This window comes from Marinobacter salsuginis, assembly GCF_009617755.1.
GTDB classification, from domain to species: domain Bacteria; phylum Pseudomonadota; class Gammaproteobacteria; order Pseudomonadales; family Oleiphilaceae; genus Marinobacter; species Marinobacter salsuginis.
This window is the reverse complement of the sequence record NZ_BGZH01000006.1, coordinates 74,673-95,759: the sequence shown is the minus strand read 5'-3', so window position 1 is coordinate 95,759 and position 21,087 is coordinate 74,673. Positions and strand designations below refer to the sequence as shown.

General features: G+C 52.7%; 18 protein-coding genes. 3 read left to right on the top strand and 15 right to left on the bottom strand.

Annotation, left to right across the window (positions count from 1 at the left end):
- Window positions 1-11: 11 nt before the first annotated feature.
- The 12 genes from GJU83_RS18770 to GJU83_RS18715 form a co-directional block, all read right to left on the bottom strand.
- Entirely contained in the window at window positions 12-590 is a 579-nt protein-coding gene (locus GJU83_RS18770) for a conjugal transfer protein TraW (RefSeq protein ID WP_104272305.1), read from the bottom strand.
- Window positions 556-2,028, bottom strand: coding sequence for a conjugal transfer protein TraN (traN, locus tag GJU83_RS18765; RefSeq protein ID WP_104272307.1), 1,473 nt, complete (start codon window positions 2,026-2,028; stop codon window positions 556-558). The genes GJU83_RS18770 and traN overlap by 35 nt, the downstream gene beginning before the upstream one ends.
- A complete protein-coding gene (locus tag GJU83_RS18760) occupies window positions 1,998-3,932 on the bottom strand; it encodes a conjugal transfer protein TraN (RefSeq protein WP_153634982.1) in 1,935 nt (644 codons plus the stop codon). The genes traN and GJU83_RS18760 overlap by 31 nt, the downstream gene beginning before the upstream one ends.
- Entirely contained in the window at window positions 3,932-6,433 is a 2,502-nt protein-coding gene (locus tag GJU83_RS18755; protein ID WP_153634981.1) for a TraC family protein, read from the bottom strand. Before GJU83_RS18755 ends, GJU83_RS18760 begins: the two co-directional genes overlap by 1 nt.
- Window positions 6,430-7,020 (bottom strand): TraV family lipoprotein, encoded by a 591-nt coding sequence (locus GJU83_RS18750; protein ID WP_091643639.1) that lies wholly within the window; start codon window positions 7,018-7,020, stop codon window positions 6,430-6,432. Before GJU83_RS18750 ends, GJU83_RS18755 begins: the two co-directional genes overlap by 4 nt.
- Window positions 7,020-8,195 (bottom strand): TraB/VirB10 family protein, encoded by a 1,176-nt coding sequence (locus GJU83_RS18745; RefSeq protein ID WP_153634980.1) that lies wholly within the window; start codon window positions 8,193-8,195, stop codon window positions 7,020-7,022. Before GJU83_RS18745 ends, GJU83_RS18750 begins: the two co-directional genes overlap by 1 nt.
- The gene (locus GJU83_RS18740) at window positions 8,195-8,947 is read right to left on the bottom strand and encodes a TraK domain-containing protein (RefSeq protein ID WP_153634979.1); all 753 of its coding nucleotides are present in this window, start codon (window positions 8,945-8,947) and stop codon (window positions 8,195-8,197) included. Before GJU83_RS18740 ends, GJU83_RS18745 begins: the two co-directional genes overlap by 1 nt.
- Window positions 8,940-9,521: a TraE/TraK family type IV conjugative transfer system protein gene (locus GJU83_RS18735; protein WP_153634978.1), complete on the bottom strand. Its 582-nt coding sequence runs from the start codon at window positions 9,519-9,521 to the stop codon at window positions 8,940-8,942. Before GJU83_RS18735 ends, GJU83_RS18740 begins: the two co-directional genes overlap by 8 nt.
- Before the next feature lie 3 nt (window positions 9,522-9,524).
- Window positions 9,525-9,794, bottom strand: coding sequence for a type IV conjugative transfer system protein TraL (locus GJU83_RS18730; RefSeq protein WP_091643629.1), 270 nt, complete (start codon window positions 9,792-9,794; stop codon window positions 9,525-9,527).
- A gap of 24 nt (window positions 9,795-9,818) precedes the next feature.
- Window positions 9,819-10,184: a hypothetical protein gene (locus GJU83_RS18725; RefSeq protein ID WP_211285864.1), complete on the bottom strand. Its 366-nt coding sequence runs from the start codon at window positions 10,182-10,184 to the stop codon at window positions 9,819-9,821.
- 2 nt (window positions 10,185-10,186) lie between these two features.
- Window positions 10,187-10,903, bottom strand: a complete 717-nt coding sequence (locus GJU83_RS18720) for a DsbC family protein (RefSeq protein WP_153634977.1) — start codon at window positions 10,901-10,903, stop codon at window positions 10,187-10,189.
- A gap of 304 nt (window positions 10,904-11,207) precedes the next feature.
- Entirely contained in the window at window positions 11,208-11,519 is a 312-nt protein-coding gene (locus tag GJU83_RS18715; protein ID WP_153634976.1) for a hypothetical protein, read from the bottom strand.
- Between the two features lie 420 nt (window positions 11,520-11,939).
- Here GJU83_RS18715 and GJU83_RS18710 point away from each other — a divergent pair, with 420 nt between their 5' ends.
- On the top strand, window positions 11,940-15,797 hold the full coding sequence (locus GJU83_RS18710) for a CHAT domain-containing protein (protein ID WP_153634975.1): 3,858 nt from the start codon (window positions 11,940-11,942) through the stop codon (window positions 15,795-15,797).
- A 371-nt stretch (window positions 15,798-16,168) separates the two neighbouring features.
- On the opposite strand, the gene GJU83_RS18705 is transcribed toward GJU83_RS18710, so the two are convergent.
- A complete protein-coding gene (locus GJU83_RS18705) occupies window positions 16,169-16,711 on the bottom strand; it encodes a cysteine hydrolase family protein (protein WP_153634974.1) in 543 nt (180 codons plus the stop codon).
- A gap of 43 nt (window positions 16,712-16,754) precedes the next feature.
- Window positions 16,755-17,633, bottom strand: coding sequence for an MBL fold metallo-hydrolase (locus GJU83_RS18700; protein WP_153634973.1), 879 nt, complete (start codon window positions 17,631-17,633; stop codon window positions 16,755-16,757).
- Window positions 17,634-17,778: 145 nt separating this feature from the next.
- On the opposite strand from GJU83_RS18700, the gene GJU83_RS18695 reads away from it, so the two are divergent.
- Window positions 17,779-18,732: a GlxA family transcriptional regulator gene (locus GJU83_RS18695; protein ID WP_153634972.1), complete on the top strand. Its 954-nt coding sequence runs from the start codon at window positions 17,779-17,781 to the stop codon at window positions 18,730-18,732.
- A gap of 81 nt (window positions 18,733-18,813) precedes the next feature.
- Here the strand turns inward: GJU83_RS18695 and GJU83_RS18690 are convergent, their stop codons facing one another.
- Window positions 18,814-19,689 (bottom strand): DMT family transporter, encoded by an 876-nt coding sequence (locus GJU83_RS18690; protein WP_153634971.1) that lies wholly within the window; start codon window positions 19,687-19,689, stop codon window positions 18,814-18,816.
- Between the two features lie 179 nt (window positions 19,690-19,868).
- On the opposite strand from GJU83_RS18690, the gene GJU83_RS18685 reads away from it, so the two are divergent.
- A protein-coding gene (locus tag GJU83_RS18685) for an IS3 family transposase (RefSeq protein ID WP_228715213.1) occupies window positions 19,869-21,001 on the top strand; the annotation gives its coding sequence in 2 pieces (ribosomal slippage) (window positions 19,869-20,151 and window positions 20,151-21,001; 1,134 coding nt in all).
- Window positions 21,002-21,087 lie beyond the last annotated feature (86 nt).

The following is a 21,087-nucleotide window of genomic DNA, read 5'->3' as shown; positions in this document are numbered from 1 at the left end:
CTATATGAATTTTAGAGATTGATCGAGTGTTCTTCGATTCGGAGGGTGCTGCCCTCTTGTGTCACGATCGATGGAACAAACTGCAGTGAGAGACGGTCGCGAACAGGAGGGGTAAGAATGAAAACAGGGCGCTGCAAAGCCATGGCGATATCCCGGTAATCACCTGAGGTGATCATGACCATATCCGTGGATTTTAGGTGAACCTGTGCCCAGGCAAGGTCATCTTTTGAGATAAACATAAGCCGCTGGGGAAGACGAACATGCTCCAGGGGATTAAATTGGAATCCCTTTGGATAGATGATTTGCCCATTTTGGTCCTTAACATCGAATTCGGCCGTGTAATAAGGAATGTGGTACCGAATGCGGTCTTCCCGCGCGCGAGGCAGAGACACGGCTTGCGCGGCAGCATTGCGCGCAACACCGTCACTCATCACTGTTTCCCAATCAACTTGAGCCACCTTGCTCTGGATCTCAGTCAGTGCATCCGGTTCAACAATCTCATAGGTGCGCCCAAGAACTTGGGATTCGGCGGCAATCAGGGATCCGGCAAGACAGCTACTGATTACTGTTATAAAAATCCGTAACACCATTAGAAATCTTCCCTTCAATTTGAGTCATGGTGTCTGGTACCAGGTCACCGTAATATTCGCTGAAATCGATCTTAGAAAAGTCGATTGATTGGAACTCCTCGGGTGTCAGCCCGCGACAGTTCGGAGCTTCCGGGGTACCGAAGCCGGCCACAGAGTTGAGCTGCGCTCGGCCTTGTTGATGGATGATGCGACCCATTTTCGAATTGAAACAGCAATACGATTTTGCTTTTTGGACGCACCCAACAAATTCCCATTCTTCCCGGCAGTATTCTCCAATCTCGTAGCAAAACCCTGAGCCATTAAGAACACCCGTTTCCGTAGATGTTTGATCGCAGGACTGTGTGAAGTAGTCGATTACAGCGCCGACCATGGCCGTTGGATCTACGACTACGCCATAGTTTGACATGACATCCCCAGCCACCGTGGCCGCCGCATTCGCCGCCACCATCGTAGGTGCGCCGGCGGCCAACGCAGCTTCATACTCCGATTTGCCCTGCGTAATCGAGTCGTAGACTGAAGTAATCATCTGGGTCGGGGAACCAGAGTCGCCGGTGTCATCCGCAAGCACTTTGCCTGTGTTTTTGCAGCAATTCTGGAACGCGGTAGATACTCCTGCTTTATCACACCTCATTGCTCTACCTGCAAAAATCATCATCTGTCCCAGGCAGGTTCCATCGGCTGCGGTCGTGCCATCGTCCTGATACATTCCAGTATCGATGTCGTCGACCACCGGCACTTGGGTTGCCAGATCAACACAGGCATTGGGGCTGCACTGTTGTTGTCCGGCGGCGTTTTCCATGCAGGAATAGCTGTTACCTAAAGGGCAGGCGTGTTGGGTTTCTAGGGCGCAGGTTTCAGATGTGGTAGAGAAAGAAACTTGTCCGCCTGCTTGTGAGGGGAGGCCCCCAGTGTAATTGTCAGTGATCTGGATTGTGCCGACTAAACCGTTTGCACAGCTTGGGGTGGTCACTAGGTTCACAAGCGTTGTGCCCAGGAAGTTGGTACCGGATAGGCTCGGGGCGTCCCAAGTTGTGGAACCAGTAGCACTGATCGGATTGTTGTTTGTGCAAATGCTGTCGAAATCGAGCGTTGGGATCTGTGCGACCAAGCCAGTGGGGCCTGATGTTACGGCACCAGTCTTGAGATCGAATCCGACCGTGAAGGACCCGAATTGCCGAGCGACTTTTACATCAAAATTCAAAGCAACCGGGTTCGTGCAGACCATTTGTTGACTTGAGCTACAGTCAACGGCGGAAATTGGACATAGCGCTCCCCCGCTTGGCGATTCAAAACATGAAGCCGTCTCACCTGGTTGGCCAAGATCACCATTCATATTGAGATCTTGGCCACAGGACCAGTTGGCCGCATAAACTGAGCCGAGAGGGAGAAAGAGGCTTAAAAGTCCAATTAAAGCGGGTTGGCTGTGCCTGAACTGCATATCGTATCCCTTGATGCTTGGCGAACGGCCTGCAATGTTGCTGCGGCTTCTGCGAATTCATTAAGACATCCACACGACTGAACGACTGTCTCTCCGGGTCCAGCCGGACAAACGCCAGCGGAACACTCGTGGAAGAAGTAATCGAAGGTATTGGGGTCTGTGCGGTTCTCCTGCACGACGCCGTTCTGAACCGCGTCAGTTGCTAAGCGCGGCTTTCTGGTCTTGCATGCCTGTGTGCAGGCAGGCACTGAAACCTCTTCCAGAACAGAAAGGCTTTCTGTCGGCGTCAGAACACTACCGTTAGACTGCTTCAAATAGTCTTGATAGCCAGTGTTCGTGGTGCTGGCTTGAACGTTGTCAGCCCGTTCGAGCGCGTCATCGAAATCGTATGTACCGGTGACCTGACAGCGATATTTGCGCGTTTTTTGCCACCACGGGCGTGAAGGTGTAAACGAGCAGGTTGAACCATTGATCACTTGGGTGGACGGCAACGGAGTAAGACCGGTATTGACGAAATTCTGATATGTCCAAACCCCGTCCACTTGTTCTTCCATGAGTGTGCATTCAGGGTCACTTTGGTATGCACTACAGCTGTTTGAAATGGTGTCAGGTTTGAGTTTACAGTCGGTATCGACCTTTATTTTTGCGAGCGCGTAGCCTTCGCCATTCCCCGTAACTTCCACTCTAATTTTGAAGTCGACGGGTCCACCCGTCAGATAACTCTTAAAGTCGACATTTGGCGAGCGGACCCAGTTGGTTGAGAGCTCGCAAGCGCCCGGTGGTCGTCCGGTACCTGTCCAGTTTCCGTAGGGGCCATTCCAAAGCAGGTCGGCATCGGCGTAGATCTGCATCCAGTCATCGAATTTTGCGTAGTTGATTTTTGCTTCCAAAATCCGGCTTGGGTCCAAGACATTGAATTGAACCTGGTGCTCATACATTTTGCAGCTACCGGCCCAATAGTTGTCGCCAACTTGCCCTAATGAAAGCTGAAGGCAATCTGGGCCGCATGGAAAAATGTTTCCAGAACCGCCGGCATATTCAATGATGTCGTTCAGTGTGACTTCTTCCACTGGCACGTTCCGGGTTATTTGGCAGCTTTTGATTTGGACAGGGTCCGCTGTAGCGGCCGGAGATGTCGTAATCATATTAAATTCCGGATCAGCGGCAGAGGCGGAGAAAGCATCGCTGGCGAGGTTACCCGGCGCGCTGTTGTAGGCTTTCAGCATTGGCGAGCCCGCAGCGCAGTCACCGGCCTTCTGTGCGTAAAACTTAATCATCGGTCCGGTCACACCCACTTCGGAAACCGTGAGATAGTCCATTTGCGATGTCAGCGCACCGGTTGCGCCTCCCCCCAAATCATTAAGGACTTTGTCCAAGTTGCTCATAACTAGGCCAGTCCCGCATGAGTTATTCACGCAATAGCACCCGCCCAGCTTGTTTAGGGGAATCGGGGTCATGCCGATTTCGCCTGAGCCATTCACCACCCAAGACAGTCCCGAGCAGTTGTCCCAGGTCCCTGCGTTACACGAAACAGCTCCGTTTGCACATACACCGGACACCGGAACCCCTGGTGTAAATACCCGATCAATCGTGCCGTCCAGGTCGCTATCTTGAGAGACCGTCAAGGTGCCAATGTCACCGCTGGCCGAGGGTGCAACGAATATTTCCAAAAACTTCTGCGAGCCGCTGCAGCCCAAATTGGCATCGAAGCTCTGGCCATCGAACGTCTTCATGGCGTCGGCAGACATCAGAGGTGTAGTGAAGTTCTGTTGGATGGCTTCGGCGCTTCCGTAGCTGCTTCTAGCATTGCCCACAGTGGTCTCGGCCTCAGTGACGGATGCCGGATCTGCCGATACAAATCCCGGTAAAAGTCCTATGAGGACGAGCAGAATCCAGCGATCCATTAAAGTGGCACTCCGGATAGTTTGGACACCGCCTGAGCTGGCGTCATACCCTGAGCAATCAGTGCGTTATATTTGGCAACCTCCTTGCCGTCGGACGTTGCGATCCAGTGATTCCAGGGATCCACAGACAGCCTGCCGATACCCCGGCCAAACGGCGTATCAAAGAAGATCTCAGAGTATTTGGGTTTGTTGGCTTTTACGGAGGTCAGGAGATCGACAGCCAGGCCCTCGTAGTCGAGAACCCCTTCATCTACAGCCTTCGCGTAGTCCTCGCATTCAAGGTAAAACTTGAATGCAGCGTTATTCTTGATGACCTGTCCGACAGGGCCGAATTTCCGGAGATCCAGCGGGCTCTGCGTAACAATGCCAAAGGCCCCGGAGTACTTGCGGGCGCGGCGATAGCCCTCTTCAATCAGGTTGCCGAGTCGGTTGTTCTCCTCCCCCCGGGAATCTGAAAAGTATCGCCAGGCCTCTTCGAACAGCACGAAGCGTTGTTCGGAGCGATCGGAAAGGTAAAGATCCTGGGTGACCGAGTTCATCACCTGCATAATCACCACGTTGAACAGCTCGGCTTGACCTGAAAGCTTTTCAAGTTCCAGGACTACGAAACCATCGTTCGAAATATCGAATCCGCCGGCGCCATTGAAAAAACGCCCGTACACGCCTTTCGTCGTGAAATCGTGCAGGTTGAAGGCGAGTTCGTGAGCCTTGGAGACCGCACTAGGCAGCGGTTCGCCCTGGTCTGAGGCGAGTTTTGGATAGGACTTCAGGTAGTGTTGAACAGCATCGATTCCGTTGACGATGTCGCCGCGGTCTGCAGTCCAACGAACGGCTTCCTTGATCAACGTCCATTCCGTTTCGTGCAGCGGTTGGCGAGAAGCGGAATATGCCATTTCAGCGAGGATGTTGGCGGTGGTCATGAGGTCCGCGTTTCGGTCATCCTCATCCTTGGAGTTGGTGTTGAACGGATTGATCGTGATCCGCTCTTTGCCGAAATCCATAAACCGGCCGCCGACCATATCGCATTGCTTCTGAAGGCTGTAACCAATGTCGGTTACTCGAACCAATGAGCCTGCAGCGTAATAGTTTTTGCAGAGATCGTTGAGCGTGTAGGACTTGCCCGCACCCGAACCGGCGGCAATGAGGAAGTTATGGTTGGGTGCTCGCTTGTCGAACACGTCCATGCCGACCAGCTGCCCTTTGCGCCCGACGTAGAGTAGGGCGGGGTCGCTGGATCCTCGAAAATCGCCTTGAATGGGCATGAAACGAGCCACGGCGCTCAGTGGCGCGTAGAAATGTCGGTCGAGCAAGCCGATGTTTTTATCAATGTCATAGAGACCGAACGGCAAAGAGGCAATCAGCATCGGTTTCTCAAGCACCGATTCTTCCTGCATCACGAAATCTTTGGATTCCCAGAGTCGACGGGCGCGCGACACCGAATCAATGCATTCAGCTTCGGTATCTCCGAGGATGACCAAGGATGGAATGATTGTCATAAACCGTTCCGATTCGAGCTTGTCCAGAGCCCAGCTAAACTCCTCAGTTCTTTTCTGAATGGCCTTTGCAAAAGAGCCTGTGCCTTTTTGCGCCATGGTGGCGCTGGCCTTTTGGTGCAGAGAGGTTTTTATGTCTTCGAAAACAATGTTCAGGCTGAAAATAAAAGGCGTGGTTATCTGATCGGGATCATCCGGTGCGCCCATTACGCCACCGGTCAGGGTGTTGGTGGTGAAGGTATCGATGGATTTTGCGTTAACCTTTGGCGTAATCACTCGACCAAAGCGCTTGCCCAAGCGAAACGGTTTTTCGCCACCTGAGAACTCAATTTTGGTTTCAGCATTGATGATCTGCTTTCGCAGCGGAAGCCGGGAATCAACATTGCCGTTCGGATCGGCGTCGGCATCGTTGAAAAACTGCCGTGCCCAGGCAACTAGATGATTTGCCCCCATCCGCGCGGGCGCAAGATGGGCGGCTTGCAAGGTTTCTTCAGCGATCGACAGCACTTCACTTGATAGAGGTTTCACAGTCTTGATGCAGACAAACGCTCGCCAATTTCGAACGGGAATGCCGTGATAGCACCTCATTCCCTTAGTGCCGGCTTTTAGGAAGCTGGTGTATTGCTCGATGGATTTCTGGAGCAGAGGTGTTCGGCGCTGTTTGTTGCGCGAATAGGCCTGAAGGATGCCGTTCACATTGTGATCAGGCGCCAGCATGATTTGGATCTGGGTTCTTTTCGGGTAGGTGACCGATAAAAACGTTTCTAATTGTTTAAGGTCACGCCCGCCCAAAAAGGTGAGAGGGCAGATCTCGAAAAGGTAGCCGTAGCGGTTATCCAGGGTCTGGAAGGCGCCCAGCTCTTCATCAAAACTGACCCATGGTAAAAAGTCAGAAAATTTGTTTCGGCGAAGCTCTTGCTCAAGGTCTCTGTGCGTGATGCCGCCATTGTCGCCAACGATCAACGACCAGATTCTTGAGAGGGGGCCTACTTTCTCTTCAGCGGTCATTGGTTGCTCCCTTGCACCTGGTCAATCAGAGAGTCAGTAAGCTCCGGCTTCTTATAAAGGTATTGGCCCATAACGAAACGCGGTTCCTCGACAATGCTGTAGACGAATCGGGGCATGTATAGCCGGTTGCGTTTCAGTTCACTGGAGTAGGGAAGAATCATGGTGCGGACTGAGCGCGGAGGTTTGATCATAGGCGTCCGAGGCGCCTGAATCATGGTTCCAAGCTGATCATAAACCTGGTCGCGGTAGCCGCTGTATGCTGACTGAGGGGGCGCAAAAGAAGGATCTTCTGTGTGAGAGGGCGTCGGCGCGTCATAGGATGTCGACACAGCGATTGGTTGCTCCTTTACACGCTGGGATCCAGCCAACTTGTTTTTTCGCTCCGCTCTGGCTTGCCGCGCTTGCTCGGACGCCCTGGTCATGTGCGGATACTTTTCTACCCCTGTCACCGCCTCCTCATAAGCATCTTCGACAGAGATACATTTTCCAAAGTTGTCCTGTAGGTTGCAGGAGAACTCGTTTTCATAAGGCACCAGAGAACAGCCGCCCAAGAGGCTAACCGCTAACAGCAGAGTAAATTTTTTCATTAGCCTTTCTCCATAATGCTGAGATCCGTTCCTTTCTGGATGACCACGGTCAGCCTTTTGGCTGCGCCGACCTCAATGATCGGAACGGTTTGTTTTGCGAGATCCAAAAACAGTTTTTGGACGGCTTCAGAGCCAGACTTGAGAGCTTGACCGCCGGCGGATTGAACGATTGAGTCTGTGTCGACGATTTGTGTTGTTCCAAGCGCCGAAGTCGAGGTTGTAGCAGCCGCACCCGCAATGCCGTTTCCTGCTCCCTCGAAGAGGCCTGCGACGATCATCCGCATTACATGAGCGCCCATCTTTGAAACAACTGGACCGGTAAGCCCGCGCACGCCGTCACTGTCAGCGACGAACCCCTGAACTGGCTGATCAATGACCGCTGTTCCATCCAGGCTCATGCAGGAAAGACTGACCAGCTGAAGGTTTACACGCTCCTGAGCGAGATTTGCCGTCGCATTGGCGATGACAAAGCAGCCTTTCAGGTTGGCTTTGACACTGTTTGGAAGCACCGCCGGCGCCTGAACCCGAAGCATTACAGGCTCAGGGTTTGCGTCACCTAGTTCCGAAGTAAGGGCACGAATACCAGTCAGCAGAATTGCAGGCATGTGGCTGGGTGGCATGTAGATCGAATTCTTTTTTTTTGAAACTGTCTCCGGTTGAAAGTCGGCACCAGGGGCGCGGCCAATACCGCCGACAATTCTCGCTTCAACCGGAATATCGTTGAGGGAGGATTCGGACGCGCTATAACTGGGAACATAGGTTGGAGGCTCCGGATAAGATACTTCGCCTCCGCCTTCCGGGGCTTCGAAGTCGGAAAGGGGATTCACCATTTCCTCTTTTCCGGTTTCTTCACCCTGACCCTGCCGCTTCAAATCGTTCTGAGAGGTCTCAAGCGCCGCAAGCAGAGAGTCATATTGGCGTTGTCGACGCTCCATTTCGGCAAGTGTCTCGCCGACGTGCTTCAAATCCTTGTCTACTTTTGCACGGATGTCGTCTTCCAGGAGATCGGCACCTAGAGATAGGTCTGTCGTTTCAACCTCTTTGACTGGCTCTTTTTCGTCTTGACCGGAGGCATAGTAAACGAACAGCAAGAGAGCGAGGAAACCAGCGGCAATGCTATATTTCCGGTACTTGAGTCTGTCTTCGGCTCCGAGGCCATTCCACCAAGTCTTCATCAGAAGCCCTCCTTAGAGACCACAAACAAACGGCCTACTTGGCCAGGTTCCAAGCTCAGCGGATCCATGGTTACCGCAAAGATCGATTCGCCAATGGCCGAGCTCAGGAAATCCGTCTCGCTGAAGGTGGTCGTGGTGCTGGTTCTGACCAAAAACTCTTTTAAGGAAAGCCCCAACCCATCCACTCGAATAGTCCGGCGCAACGCGAGTTGTGGGTTTGGCTTGCCGGCGGTCATGCGGGACACCCATTCACTGTTCGTGTTTGTGCTGACCGAAAAGCTGTCCGGGATGTCGTCCTCAAGGGCCGCCATAGTCAGATAGACTGCGCGCTCTTCATCGGGAAGGGGAGAGAGCAGTTCCTGGTTGTCTTTGATGCGGTTTTTCGCGCCTGTAGAAAGGCGGATTGTTTGCCCGGGAATGTCCTTTGGAGACACCATTAAGGTGTAAATCTCGCCGGCGCAAACCAGATAGAACTCGGATCGCGCTGAAACATATTCCTGGTGCAGCCCATCATCCTGAATCAGAAATTTGATGAAGCTATTATTCCCGTTGTTCTCAACCACGATCCCTTTCTCTTGAGAGAAAAAAGCATCGTTAATTGCACCGTCGACACAGGTAACTCTGTTGATGTCTCGATTGGACATTTCCACTGGTGTGACAACATCAGGCTTCACAACCTGGGTGTGAGCAAGCGCCGGCAAGCTTACTAACATCACGGCCAGTGCCGCGTTGAAAAATTGTTTATTAAGCATCGTTCGATACCTCCTTGATGCCGGTAAGCCAAAATCTTCCTTGCTCGAATGAATAAGAGATCTGGTAGGTGACGTTTTCTGTGCTGGTCACCGAGTCACCAACAATCCGCTTTTTCACGCCAGCAACGTGAATGGTGTCGTCGCCTACTTTTTTAATGTCTCGATTACCGCGCCATTGAACGACGTAGGAGACTGTCGGGTAGCGCTCAATACCATCTGCCAGTCGGGTAAATAGATCGCGATAACGGGAGTATTCGTCGGGGTGAATGAGTGGCAACAACTCATTCAGCTGCCTTCTGGCAGTGGCGGCTGAAAGGTCGCCCGCCATATGAACGATGTAACGACTCATCGAGCGCAAGTAATCATCAGATGCCGTGGATCCTGATATAACGAAGTCGCCTTGCCCACCAATGGGGATCAGGTGAACGCGTTGTTCATCTAGCTTCGTTGAAATTGTGGCTGTCTGAAGACCAGCAAAAATCACCACAGCCACAAACCCAAATTTGAGCAGCCGGTTTTCGGCAAAGACATTGCTCGAATCCTGGACAAACAGATTGGAGAAGAGACTTTTCATGGGTCACTCGTGAAATTTGGTGGCAGTGGGAACGGGATAGCCTTTGAGTTCAAAGAACCCGTTGGCATAGGCCAGATGGCTGAACCAGCCTCGGGCGCGTTTTCGTTTCATAGGAATAAGGAGGGCCGGACCAATGAACAGCGTTATCCAGGCGAGGCCACCAAAGATGGCGGCGCCAAGATAAAAAATCACGATGATCGCCATTTCATGCGCGTCAAACCAAAGGACTTGAAGCGGCTGATGAAGGTAAATCGGTAGTCGTGATTCGTTCATGGTCGGCCTCCGGTCATTGCTCGCTTAGATGATCATGCCAAGCGAAGTTGTGATGCTGTCAGCCTTGATCATGGCGGTACCGCCCAGAACGCCACCGGCAGCAAGCATCCAGTTCTTGGTGATCTGGACTGCTGAAAGAACAATCGCAGCCAGGCCGCCGACGAACCCAACAGGGCCTTTCAGCATGTCGTTTACAGCCACGTCGTACAGGTCAAATGCGAAGGTACCGGCAGCTGGAGCTGTGATTGCGCTGGCAGTCATCGAACCCAGCACGAGCATGGGTACGGCAGCTACCGGGGCAGCGGAGCGGAATGAGCCAAAACGGGCTTTGGCAATGGCGCTCAGGCGAGACAGTTCTGCGTGAGCAGTTTGAGAAGCAGACACTTTCATTTTTAACTCTCCTTGGTTTTGTTGGCGAGGTAATTGGCGATTACCTCTTTCCTAAAGCCCGTCACAGGGCTCCCATCGAGGATCAGTGTCGGTGTTCCTTGAACTCGCCACTGACTCGATACGTTGGCGTGAACCTGAAGCTGCTCAGCACCGGTGTCACAGGTCGCTGTAGGCTTGATTCGACGCAAATAGATGTCATCAAAGGCAGCGGCTTTGTCTTCCGAACACAGGATGTGTTGGGCTTTGGCCGGTGCGGTTTGAGGATGAATCGCTGTCATGAAGAAAATCACGCGCTTAACTGGTACTGCCGAATCGCGTATGAATTCGTCGTAGCCAAGGCAATAGGGGCAATCCGGGTCTGTGAACTCGATAATGGGAACGCCGTTCTCGGGGCCAAGAACGAGCGCCTGGTCATAAGGGAGGTCTTCAAGCCGGAGGCGGTTTGCTCGCGCAATGGCTTCTGCAGTTAGCGACTGACCTTCAAGGTCATAAATCTCCCCGAACACCAGAGCATTGTTTTTCGCCGAGAAGTAAATCACCTGGGCTCCGCTCAACGTCACCTCGTAAAGGCCATCGATAGGGCCAGGCCTGACATCGTGGATCTTAGAATTGGTGAACTTTGCAGCCAGGGTGTTCTTAACCTCTTCGATGGTCGTTGCATGGGCTGTGATTGAGAGTGCAATCAGAAGGATTGCCGAGATCATTCGAGAGCATTTCATTTGGAAGACGTCCGTGATTGAGGTTTGGTCAGCTCCTGCAAGAGCCGAGGATCGATATGAACACCGCGCGCGATTTTTTCTAACTTGGGCTTGGGGAGGCGAGCGTGGTCCAGAATGACCCAAGTGCCTTCATCGAAAACCACTTCGCTTTTGGGCTTGCTGGCCAGAGCGGGGGTGGTAATCCCGCTCAGGAGTGCGGTCGCTATTAATATAGAGTTAGTCGTTTTCATATAATCTGTGCAACCTACAGGCGGTGACTTACACAGATGGAGTATAGAGCAGGTTTATACGCTTGTATATAATTTTATATGATTTTTTTCGACTTCTTTGCGAGGTACTTCACCAGGGAGGTGTAAATGACGCGGTTTTGCGGCTGACTGTCTTCTTCGGCTCGGGTTTTCACTTCCATGACGATAGGGTCCGGCAACCAAATGCTGATATAGACGCCGTCGCGGGGAGAGGCAAGGTATTCAGGGTCGTTTGATGCGAGAAACCAACTCACGGCATCGCGGTAGAGTTGCTTTAAAAAAATCCCTTCTTGAGCAGCATAGGATTTCAACGCAGATCGAGTGTCTTCACCCAACTTTAGTTGCTTGAGAGTCTCATGCGTGTCCAATGGTGTCGCTTCCTGGTGAGTTGATGGGCACCGTCCATGGCGTGCCGCGACGGATCATTAATGATTATATAGCATTATATGAAAATGTCTAAATAAATTGGCGTGCCAGCTCGGCCATAGGGGAGGGCTTGCGCTGTCACTGCAGTCCATCTTGCCCACTGCAAAGTCGGTTTCCACCTGTCTGGTTGGAGGCGCTTGGGTCGCAAAGCGAACATTCAGATTGACCATAAAGCGGCCCTTTTACAGGGCGCTGATGTCGGCATCATGATCAGAAGAATTTAGAGAGTCGGCCTAGCAATTTACTATTGGTGAAAAGTACTCTGAGAGAACATCTGAGTTTCGGAGCAGCAAATGGGGCATTTTGTGGAGCAACCCTCCTTAGCCGTAGGAAGTTCACAGCTAAAGTAAAAGGAGAAATGCATGGATGAACAAAAACCGGCGTTCCACGGCATTCAAGGCTTTAACCCTGCTGAATACTTCGCCAATGGCTTCAACCGTGGTTCTGCCGACATAATCCAAGGCGGTTCTCTTCGGGAGGTGGTGGGGAGAACCGTGACAGGTCTGCTTAACGCTGCAATTGACGAGGACGGCAGGTATCTCTTTACGGGCGCAACGATAATCCTCCCTCCAATAACCGCTACCGAGATCTCAAAGGAGTCAGCATTCGAGTCGCTGATCTTGGCAACACAAGAACTGCAAGGCAATGAGCTAACGAAACCAGAAGAGTCCAACCTTCGTCAGCTTGTCCGCATTGTTAATACCTCCTCGCTCAACATCAGTGACCTGTTACAGGTTGTGCGTAAAGAGGGGAACCGACGGTTAATCGCGATCGCAAGCGCTAGCCAATATCGAGACCCCAAACTCGATCTACCACCACCCTTCGGTGTTACGGCAGTTCGGTCAAACGAAGACCGGTGGACCCCTCACGTGACTTCGATGGGCCAGCAACTCGTTCCTGTTTTGCAGGAGCTGGACGGTTATGGCTTGGTGCACGTCATGGAAACCCCCGCTCAAAGCCCAGCGAATGTCGAGCTTTTGTGCTCCATAGAAAGCGTCTACGTAGTTGGCTTGCATACCCAAAATAGCCCCGAAGAAGCGCTCATTGCGCACGCGCAAAAATGGAAGTCCATGGTTCTTCAGGGCCGCATCTCTGAGGTAATCACTGAGCTAGAAGATTCCGTATTGCCAATTGAGGCCCAACTGCATGCCCTCATTCAGCTGCTCAGGGGGACGGGACACAACAAAGAAACCCTAGAACTCATTCGTCGTCTACGGCCTCATCTCGACGGACGTGAAACTTGGGCGCTCATTCAAGTGGCAAGCCTGGCTTACCAAGCAGGCGACGCAGAGCTAGCCAACGAGATTCTGCCAAAAGGAACTCATGGTGTTGGCGACCAAGAGTGGCTTGAAAAAGGTCTCGAACTTGCTCTCCAACTTGAAGATAACGACAGAATAGCCAGATTCGATGAGCGAGTAGCAGAGCTGTTCTCCTTTTCGCCGCGACTGCGTGAAAACCGCGATCGTCGTTTGCTTATGAATATCGGTAGGTTAGCCGAAAGCAACTCCGTCCTGTTCACAACTGCGGGTTTCACTAACCACCATAAGACCCTGCAGGCACGGTTAGCTTCTTACGAAACGAATTTTGAAGTGGTTATTCAAGAAGCAACGGAATGGGGTATTGATTGGAAGGAGCTTGCCACCGTTTGTTGCGCATTGCGTGCACAAAGCCTGGGCTATTCGAGAGAGGCCGCCGAAATCGCGAGCACCCTTACGGCGTCCGAGCTCTATGGCCGACAGGCTACCCAAACTCTTATATCGTCGATCAAATCGATGATGCTAAAGGAACTCATCCCGGAAGATAAGCATGACGATTACCGTTACTTTTTTCTAACTGCCTTTCAGTTCCTTGCCAATCATCCCGAGGACGGTGCGGTACGGTCACGGCTCACTGAACTTCTCTCAGTTGAGTCATGTGGCGACTTGGGCATTCCCATCCTTGCGCTCACGATGTTAGATCTTGTCCAAAAAGGCGTGACGTTGGCACGTCCAACCGACGCCAGCGCTGACGCTCACGATATGGCGTCTGATGAGAAAATCGAAACTTCCATTAAGAAGGTATTGCTCTGGTTCAACGAACAAGGTGGAGCCGAGCCTGGCGTAACGATTTCGCCTCGCGAACTATTACTCGCAAGCCCTGATGAAATCGTTCGCTCCGTCAGCCTGCTGGTTAATCGAATCATGGGCCAGAAGGGAGAGGACGTTGACTTAGTGTTCATGCAGCAGATGGTAGCTGTTGCATGTGCGATTTGTCCTCATGCCCAAGAAGAGCGTAACGAAGACATTCGACTAATGCGGTTGATGGGAAGCCAACTTACTGTAGAAAGAAAATTCCAGCAAGCGCGAAATCTCGCCGAGCAAATTCTCTTAATGGGCCAAACAAATGCATATCGGCGTCGCTTGGCTTGGCAGGCATTCGGGGATATTTATCACCGTTGCCACAACAATGTTGTTGCACTTGTCGGTCTTGCTTCTGCCTTAGCCGTCGACGTTCCGGTCGAGAAAGCCGACCTTTGGAGCGAAGTCTATGTTATTCATCGTATCCTGCGGGATTTAGGTCTTTTCAGACTGTCTCGGGCGACTCTGCCAACCCTGAAAGGAATTCTTACTGAGCATGGATTCAATTCGGATCGAGACCCCCGCTACATCCACGCGGACCTTTCGCTTCGGCTCATGGAAACTGATGACGACGCAAGCGAGCCACTGAAGGCCCTCCTTACCGACGTCGTGAAAGCCTGTAGACAAGAACTTGAAGACCGTAATCACCTACTCCCTCTTGCAGTGCTTTTGGGGCAGACGGTGCGGAAAGCGGAAGGTGCAGGCGTGAAGATTCCATCAGAGGTGCAAACAACGCTACACAGTGCGTTAAAGCAACTCGGAGCTAATATAGCTGACATGGTAAAAGCTATATCTGTAGACAAGCCGATCGCCAAAGATGTTTTGGCTTTGTTCCAAAAAGTAGAGCGCGCTGCATATGCCTCAGACGTTGCACAAGATTATGCTGTGCTGGGGTTAGCAGCCAGGCGTCTTTTGTGCTCTGAAGTAACGAGCAGCCCCACCCCACTAGACGATGCATTTGCAACCGAGATTCTCGCCGATCATACCGTCCATCTGTTCAGTGACGCACCCGCGATGACGGTGGAATGGCCGAGTCAGTATGCTGTTGAGCTAAACTACGAGGGCCTCGGTGTCGCCTTTCTCGCCTTAAACTCCTCAGATGAACTCAGTGTCGTCTGTATCACTGACGGGAAAGCCTATGCTATCGAACAGCCCAAGCACGAGCGCAACTTCCGAGATCGATTCCAAGAATGGCTGCAGAACTACCCGAGAGACTATGGCCGCGTCGATCGGGAGGAAGGCAACAATATTTTCTATCTGACAATGGAAAATCTTGATCTCCGACTGCCTGAGACCAAAAGGCTAATATTAGTGGCGGAACCGTTTCTACAGCAATTGACTGCTAACCTCGTAGTTGTTCTCCCTGTGGGCTCTTCGTTTGGTCACTTCGCTGGGACAGAGTGCGCAATCGGTAACATTCCGTCTTTGACTTGGTTATCGACAGCGCGCAGTGCTCAGCGAAGTCCTCGTACCAACTATAAAGCGTGGATCTCAGCTGACCCGGAATGCGGATTCGGAGATATGCAGAAACCAAGATTCGGTGCTCAGGAGGGGGGCGATCGAGAGCCTACCCTCAACATTGCACTAGACCGCCTAGGAAATTGTTTCGAGGAGTTCGGTTTTACAGTCAATAACGAACGCCAACTTCCTAAAACTATGCAAGACGCGAGCTTAGCCGTGGTTACTGCGCATGGAGGCCTCAACCGCGGCGGACATTACTTACACAGTATTCGTGATGATGAGGAGCTCATTGTTTCTCCCCCGGCACTCGCCGCCTCCTTAGCCGGAGTCGAACTTGTAATCTTATTCGTCTGCAGCGGCGGACGCATTGACAAGAACCCGTGGGACAATTCGACGAGCAGCCTCCCTAAACAATTACTGAATAACGGAACCCGGGCAGTCATTGCCTCGCCGTGGCCGTTAAATGTGATTGTTACATATAACTGGCTTGAACCCTTCTTGCGAGCTTGGGAGGCAGGCTCCACCGTTCTTGATGCGACGAAAAAGGCTAATGACGCGGTTGCATCTAAGTTAGGCGAAGTTCCGCAGTACTCTCTTGCAATGCGAGTCTATGGTGACGCACTTCTCACCAAGCTTTTGTAACAATGCCCTAGAATCGGTACATGCGTATTTAGAATCTGGATTTACCCGGTCCAGATTCTCTTCAATAGACCATCTCGTCGCGGCAAAAAGGTCCGCTTTTGTTTAATGTGCTGACAGAAATGCGGGATGCATTGAGATTTTGGCACATCTACACCACGATGGTCGTCACTATGGAGGGCCGGCCAAGAGCGGAGTTGGCCAAGAGCCAGTGGATCAGCGCGTAGGAAGAAGGCTTTCTGTCTCCGTTCTCAATGGGTGTGCGATGTACCCTGGTCGAGCGACACCCTTGAAACGACCGGCTTAAATGCTTCTAGCCGGTCGGCATTCAGTTTACTGGAGCAACCACTCGACAGATACTAAGAGCAGGATCCTCACAGGTATTCCCGAGTCGACAGTACACTCGCATAGGCAAACCCAAGCGCCGCCATAGCCGTGGCATGAACGTGTGCCGCCGGCACCTTCACACCGTTGAACTCCAGGTCCATCGTGGCGCAGGCATCTTCCAGCACGGTGACCTTGTAACCAAAGTCCGAGGCCGCACGGCTGGTAGCCTCAATGCACATGTGGCTCATGGCACCGATCACCACCACTTCCTCAATGTCGTTGGCATCCAGCAGCTCTTTCAGGTTGGTTTTTAAGAAGGAGTTGGGATAATTCTTCAGAATAACCGGCTCATCACCTTCCGGTGCCACGGATTCGTGGATGTTGATGCCGTCTGAACCCGGAGTGAATACAGGCGCATTCGGGTCCGGAAATTCATGGTGAACATGCACCAGCAGGTCTTTGTTCTGACGCGCTGCATCTATCACCTGTGCCGCCTTGGCGGCTGCCTGTTCAATGTTCACCAGCGGCAGTTTGCCGGAGGCAAAGTACTCATTCTGGATATCGACAACAATAACGGCTCGCTTGCTCATTAGACTGTTCCTCATTTGGTCATATGTTTCAGATGTGCTTTGGTCAGAAAGAAAGAATCTCACCATCCGCCGGGATCAAAACCTGATGGGCAATTCCCTCGTTCTCTACGAACTCTGCCAGCTCCTCGCGGCTCAGCGTCATATGGTTCACCGCGTCCATGTGTACGGCGACGATGGCCGCGTCCGGCAAAGCGCGGTGCATCCGCCGGGTATCTTCTTTGCCCATGATGATCGGGTCGCCCTCAAAGCCTATTAGTTCCGCCGCCCCGGTATTCAGCACAACCACATTCGGCTGGAAGCGCTCCAGTGTTTGCACCACTTCATCGCGCCATACGGTGTCGCCTACCACATAAGTGGTTTTCTGCCCTTCGGCCTCGAAAACCACGCCCATGATTTCACCCAGCGCCTCGGCCAGCTCGGGAATGGCATAGAGGGTATCGGAGCCATGCTGCCCCCCGGTTTTGTGGAGGGCCACGCCGCCAAATTCCGTCTCATCATCCAGAATGCGCACATCCGTGAAGCCTTGTGAACGAACCATCCCGGCATCCGCCGCGTTCTGCACAAACAGGGGAATGTTCTTTGGCAACAGCTTCCGGGCGGCATCGTCCCAGTGGTCCAGGTGGGTATGGGTCAAGATCACCGCATCGGTACCCTCGATCACAACCTCAGCGGCCATGGGCAAGCCCACCAAAGGGTTACGCAGCTCACTGCGGTATGTGTCTGGAAAGCCCGGGTAAGCCCCCTGGTCGGCCAGCATGGGGTCGATCAGAAAGGTGGTCTCTCCGTATGTAACCTTGATGGTGGCATTACGGATTTGCTGTATCTGATGGCTGGATTCCCGGGAATCCGATTCAGCGAAAGCAGCGCCAGTAAAAACAATCGAAGCCAGCATCAGGGCGCCAGCGAAGGTATTGGTCAACATGGTGTTTGTCCTCCAACAGAATGTTTGTTGATGGAATAAAGTCTACGGAGATCTGATCACCCCCAATATTGACCTGAGAGACAATGATCGAAAGAATCGGGCCAAGCAGTTATTATCAGGTTAAATAAACCGCAGGAGTGACACCGTGGCGCTACCGAAAGTCGGGCTTGTTCTTCACCCGCAATTCAGCCCTTTCCATTTCTCCGTACCCTACATGGTGTTCAGCATTGCCCTGCCCGAAGGCCCCTTGTTCGAGTTGCTGATAATCACCCCGGACGGGAAGCCCCTGGCATCCGAGCGGGCCATGACCGTGCAGCCGGACGGAGGCCTGGATCTATTGGATGCGGTTGATATTGCTGTAGTACCCGGTTGGCACGATCTAACTGAAGCGCCACCCCCCGAACTGTCGGAAGCCCTCACCCGTTGCCATAAGCGCGGTGCCCATGTGGTGGGCCTTTGTTACGGCACCTATGCACTGGCCTATGCGGGTTTGCTGGATAACAAACGGGCCTCAACCCACTGGTTAGCAGAGCAGGACTTTCTCAAGCGGTTTCCGCGGGTGAACCTGGATACCAACGCCCTCTATGTGGAGGATGAGCGGCTGGTCACCTCCGCTGGTACAGCTGCAGGGCTGGATTGCTGCCTGTTTCTGGTGCGGGAGTATTACGGTGCGAAGACCGCCAATACCCTTGCCCGCCTTATGGTGGTTCCGCCGCACCGGGAAGGCGGCCAGGCCCAGTTCATCGAACAGCCGGTCGCGATTTCCACCCAGGATGCCCACATCAACCGGCTACTGGATTACTTGCGGGAACATCTGGCCGACACCCACAGCATCGATGAGTTGGCTGCCCGCACCGCTATGAGCCGGCGCACTTTCACACGCCATTTTCAGAAGGCAACCGGCATGACGGTGATGGAGTGGCTGGTCGGTGAGCGGCTGCGGCAAGGACGTGAGCTGCTGGAAAGCACATCACTTTCGGTGGAAGCTATCGCGGAAAGAATCGGCTTCCATACCGCAACGTCCTTCCGGCAACACTTCAAGCAGCGTCACCATGTAAGTCCTCGGGTTTGGCGCAAAACGTTTGGTGAGAATGCCTGACATTCCGAGTGTTCGGGAATGCCGCTGCGGTGATGACGTTGACCCAGTCTGCCAAACTCAAGAGGCATGATCCCTGATCCGTTAAGCATCTCGCGGTTGCCGGCGCTTGAAATCAAGTTCTGCTACTACTAGCGCGATCAAGATTAACCCCCCACCAGCCATGGTCCGAAGACTGAGAGGCTCCCCGAGCATGATCATGCCGGCGATGGCTGCGAAAATAGGCTCGCAAAGATAGGTTAATGCTACTTTCTCTTCTTCAAGATACCTTTGAGCGGAGCTTTGTATACCATACATGTAAGCGGTACCAAGCAGGCCCGCAAACAAAATCCCCTCCCAAAAGTGCGTATCTGAAGGCATCCATACTGCTTGCTTATCGAACAGTGCCGCGAGACCACTGCCGAGACTGCATACCGTCATCGCAATTGTCACTGTCAGCATTGCGTCACATCGATGTGAGAAATACCCTACAGTCATTACATAGCAAGCAAAGAACACTGCACAGGCCATCGTCCATAGATCGCCAACATTCAGGTGTAAACCGTATTGCGCGACTATCAAATAAAGCCCGAAAAGTGCAATTGAGCAGGAAATCCATATGCGGTTTTGCACTGACTTTCGGAATAGGCCCCACTTGAATAGCGGAATCAGAAGAACATCCAGGCCGGTGATAAATGCGGTGTTGGTGACACTGGTGTGTTGTAGCCCAATAGTCTGAAACACGTTCCCTAAGAGCAACGGAAGTCCAATCAACGCGCCGGCGACAATGGTTTTCCGGTTCAGGCGGTTGAGTCTTTTCGCGAACAGTACTGAGAGGACTATTGCTGCCAGGGCAAATTTATAGGCTAGGAAGACATAAGGTGAGCCGTCTGCCACACCGACTTTGACGAAAGAGAACGACACTCCCCAGAAGGCCGTTCCAAGTATGAGTAACAGGAGGAATACGTGAGACTTTTGCATGTTTCTAACCATTTGTTGGGATTACAAAATGGTTAGAGTATGCGGAGTCCGCAAAAAGGCCCGGTGTCGCTCCCAATTTCTTCTCTAACGTTAGAGCGGACCAGTGCAGAGTGAAGTGGACCCCGAAATTTGGACAGGTGCCTAAGCTCTGATTCATCATCTCCACAAGGAGGAGAATCATGAGCAAGAAACGCAAGCAATACAGCCCATCGTTCAAGTCCAAAGTTGCCCTAGCCGCCCTCAAGGGTGACCAGACCACATCTGAAATTGCCGCCCGGTTCCAGATTCATCCGACCATGGTTAGCACCTGGAAACGCGAGTTGTTGGAGAATGCTCCGGACCTCTTCGAAGGCAAAAAAAGGTCCGGCAAACAGTCCAACGAGCCCAGTTCTGACGAACTCTACCGCGAGATCGGCCGACTGACGGTGGAACGCGATTTTTTGTCGCGCAAGCTCGATCAGTAAGCCGTCAACGCCGGTTGGCGATGATCGAGCATGGTCATCCCCAAGTCAGCATTGTGCGCCAGTGCGAGTTGCTCAAACTGAGCCGCTCGTCGGTGTACTACGTCCCTCGTGAACAGTGTCAGGAGGATCTGGATCTGATGTACCTGATTGACCAGCAGCATCTGGAAACGCCGTACTATGGCTCTCGTAAGATGCGAGCCCATCTGGAGCGCAAAGGCCACCTGATAAACCGCAAGCGGGTTCAGCGCCTAATGCGCACCATGGGCATTCAGGCGGTGTATCCACGCCCCAGAACCAGCATTCCGGGCGACGGGCACAAAGTTTATCCGTACCTGCTCAAAGGGCTGAAAATCGACCGCCCCAACCAGGTGTGGGCAACGGATATTTCGTACGTGCCGCTGGCCCGAGGCTTCATGTATTTGGTCGCCATTATCGACTGGTACAGCCGTAAGGTGCTGTCCTGGCGGGTCTCCAATACCATGGACACAGACTTCTGCATCGATGCCCTGGAGGAAGCCCTACAGCGCCATGGAACGCCGGAAATCTTCAATACTGATCAAGGTGCCCAGTTCACCAGTGAGGCCTTCACAGGCGCTCTCAAGGAGCATGGCATTCGGATCAGCATGGACGGCAAGGGCTGCTATCATGACAACATCTTCGTGGAACGGCTCTGGCGCAGCGTCAAGCACGAGTGCGTCTACCTCACAGCCTTCGAGGATGGACGCCACTTGAAGCAGGCGCTCCACCGGTACTTCCGGCATTACAATCAGACCCGGTACCACCAAACCCTTGATTACCAAACACCGGATGAGGTGTACTACCAACAACCCATGACCCTGGCAGCTTGAGCCGGGAATACAGCCGGATCAGAGCTTAACTGCACCTTCAGGCTGTCCAACTGATGGGGTCCACCTCAGATGCCTTAAACTTGCAC

Coding starts and splice junctions, on each gene's coding strand:
- GJU83_RS18770 (WP_104272305.1), bottom strand. CDS start 590: ATGGTGTTACGGATTTTTATAACAGTAATCAGTAGCTGTCTTGCCGGA.
- traN (WP_104272307.1), bottom strand. CDS start 2,028: ATGCAGTTCAGGCACAGCCAACCCGCTTTAATTGGACTTTTAAGCCTC.
- GJU83_RS18760 (WP_153634982.1), bottom strand. CDS start 3,932: ATGGATCGCTGGATTCTGCTCGTCCTCATAGGACTTTTACCGGGATTT.
- GJU83_RS18755 (WP_153634981.1), bottom strand. CDS start 6,433: ATGACCGCTGAAGAGAAAGTAGGCCCCCTCTCAAGAATCTGGTCGTTG.
- GJU83_RS18750 (WP_091643639.1), bottom strand. CDS start 7,020: ATGAAAAAATTTACTCTGCTGTTAGCGGTTAGCCTCTTGGGCGGCTGT.
- GJU83_RS18745 (WP_153634980.1), bottom strand. CDS start 8,195: ATGAAGACTTGGTGGAATGGCCTCGGAGCCGAAGACAGACTCAAGTAC.
- GJU83_RS18740 (WP_153634979.1), bottom strand. CDS start 8,947: ATGCTTAATAAACAATTTTTCAACGCGGCACTGGCCGTGATGTTAGTA.
- GJU83_RS18735 (WP_153634978.1), bottom strand. CDS start 9,521: ATGAAAAGTCTCTTCTCCAATCTGTTTGTCCAGGATTCGAGCAATGTC.
- GJU83_RS18730 (WP_091643629.1), bottom strand. CDS start 9,794: ATGAACGAATCACGACTACCGATTTACCTTCATCAGCCGCTTCAAGTC.
- GJU83_RS18725 (WP_211285864.1), bottom strand. CDS start 10,184: ATGAAAGTGTCTGCTTCTCAAACTGCTCACGCAGAACTGTCTCGCCTG.
- GJU83_RS18720 (WP_153634977.1), bottom strand. CDS start 10,903: ATGAAATGCTCTCGAATGATCTCGGCAATCCTTCTGATTGCACTCTCA.
- GJU83_RS18710 (WP_153634975.1), top strand. CDS start 11,940: ATGGATGAACAAAAACCGGCGTTCCACGGCATTCAAGGCTTTAACCCT.
- GJU83_RS18705 (WP_153634974.1), bottom strand. CDS start 16,711: ATGAGCAAGCGAGCCGTTATTGTTGTCGATATCCAGAATGAGTACTTT.
- GJU83_RS18700 (WP_153634973.1), bottom strand. CDS start 17,633: ATGTTGACCAATACCTTCGCTGGCGCCCTGATGCTGGCTTCGATTGTT.
- GJU83_RS18690 (WP_153634971.1), bottom strand. CDS start 19,689: ATGCAAAAGTCTCACGTATTCCTCCTGTTACTCATACTTGGAACGGCC.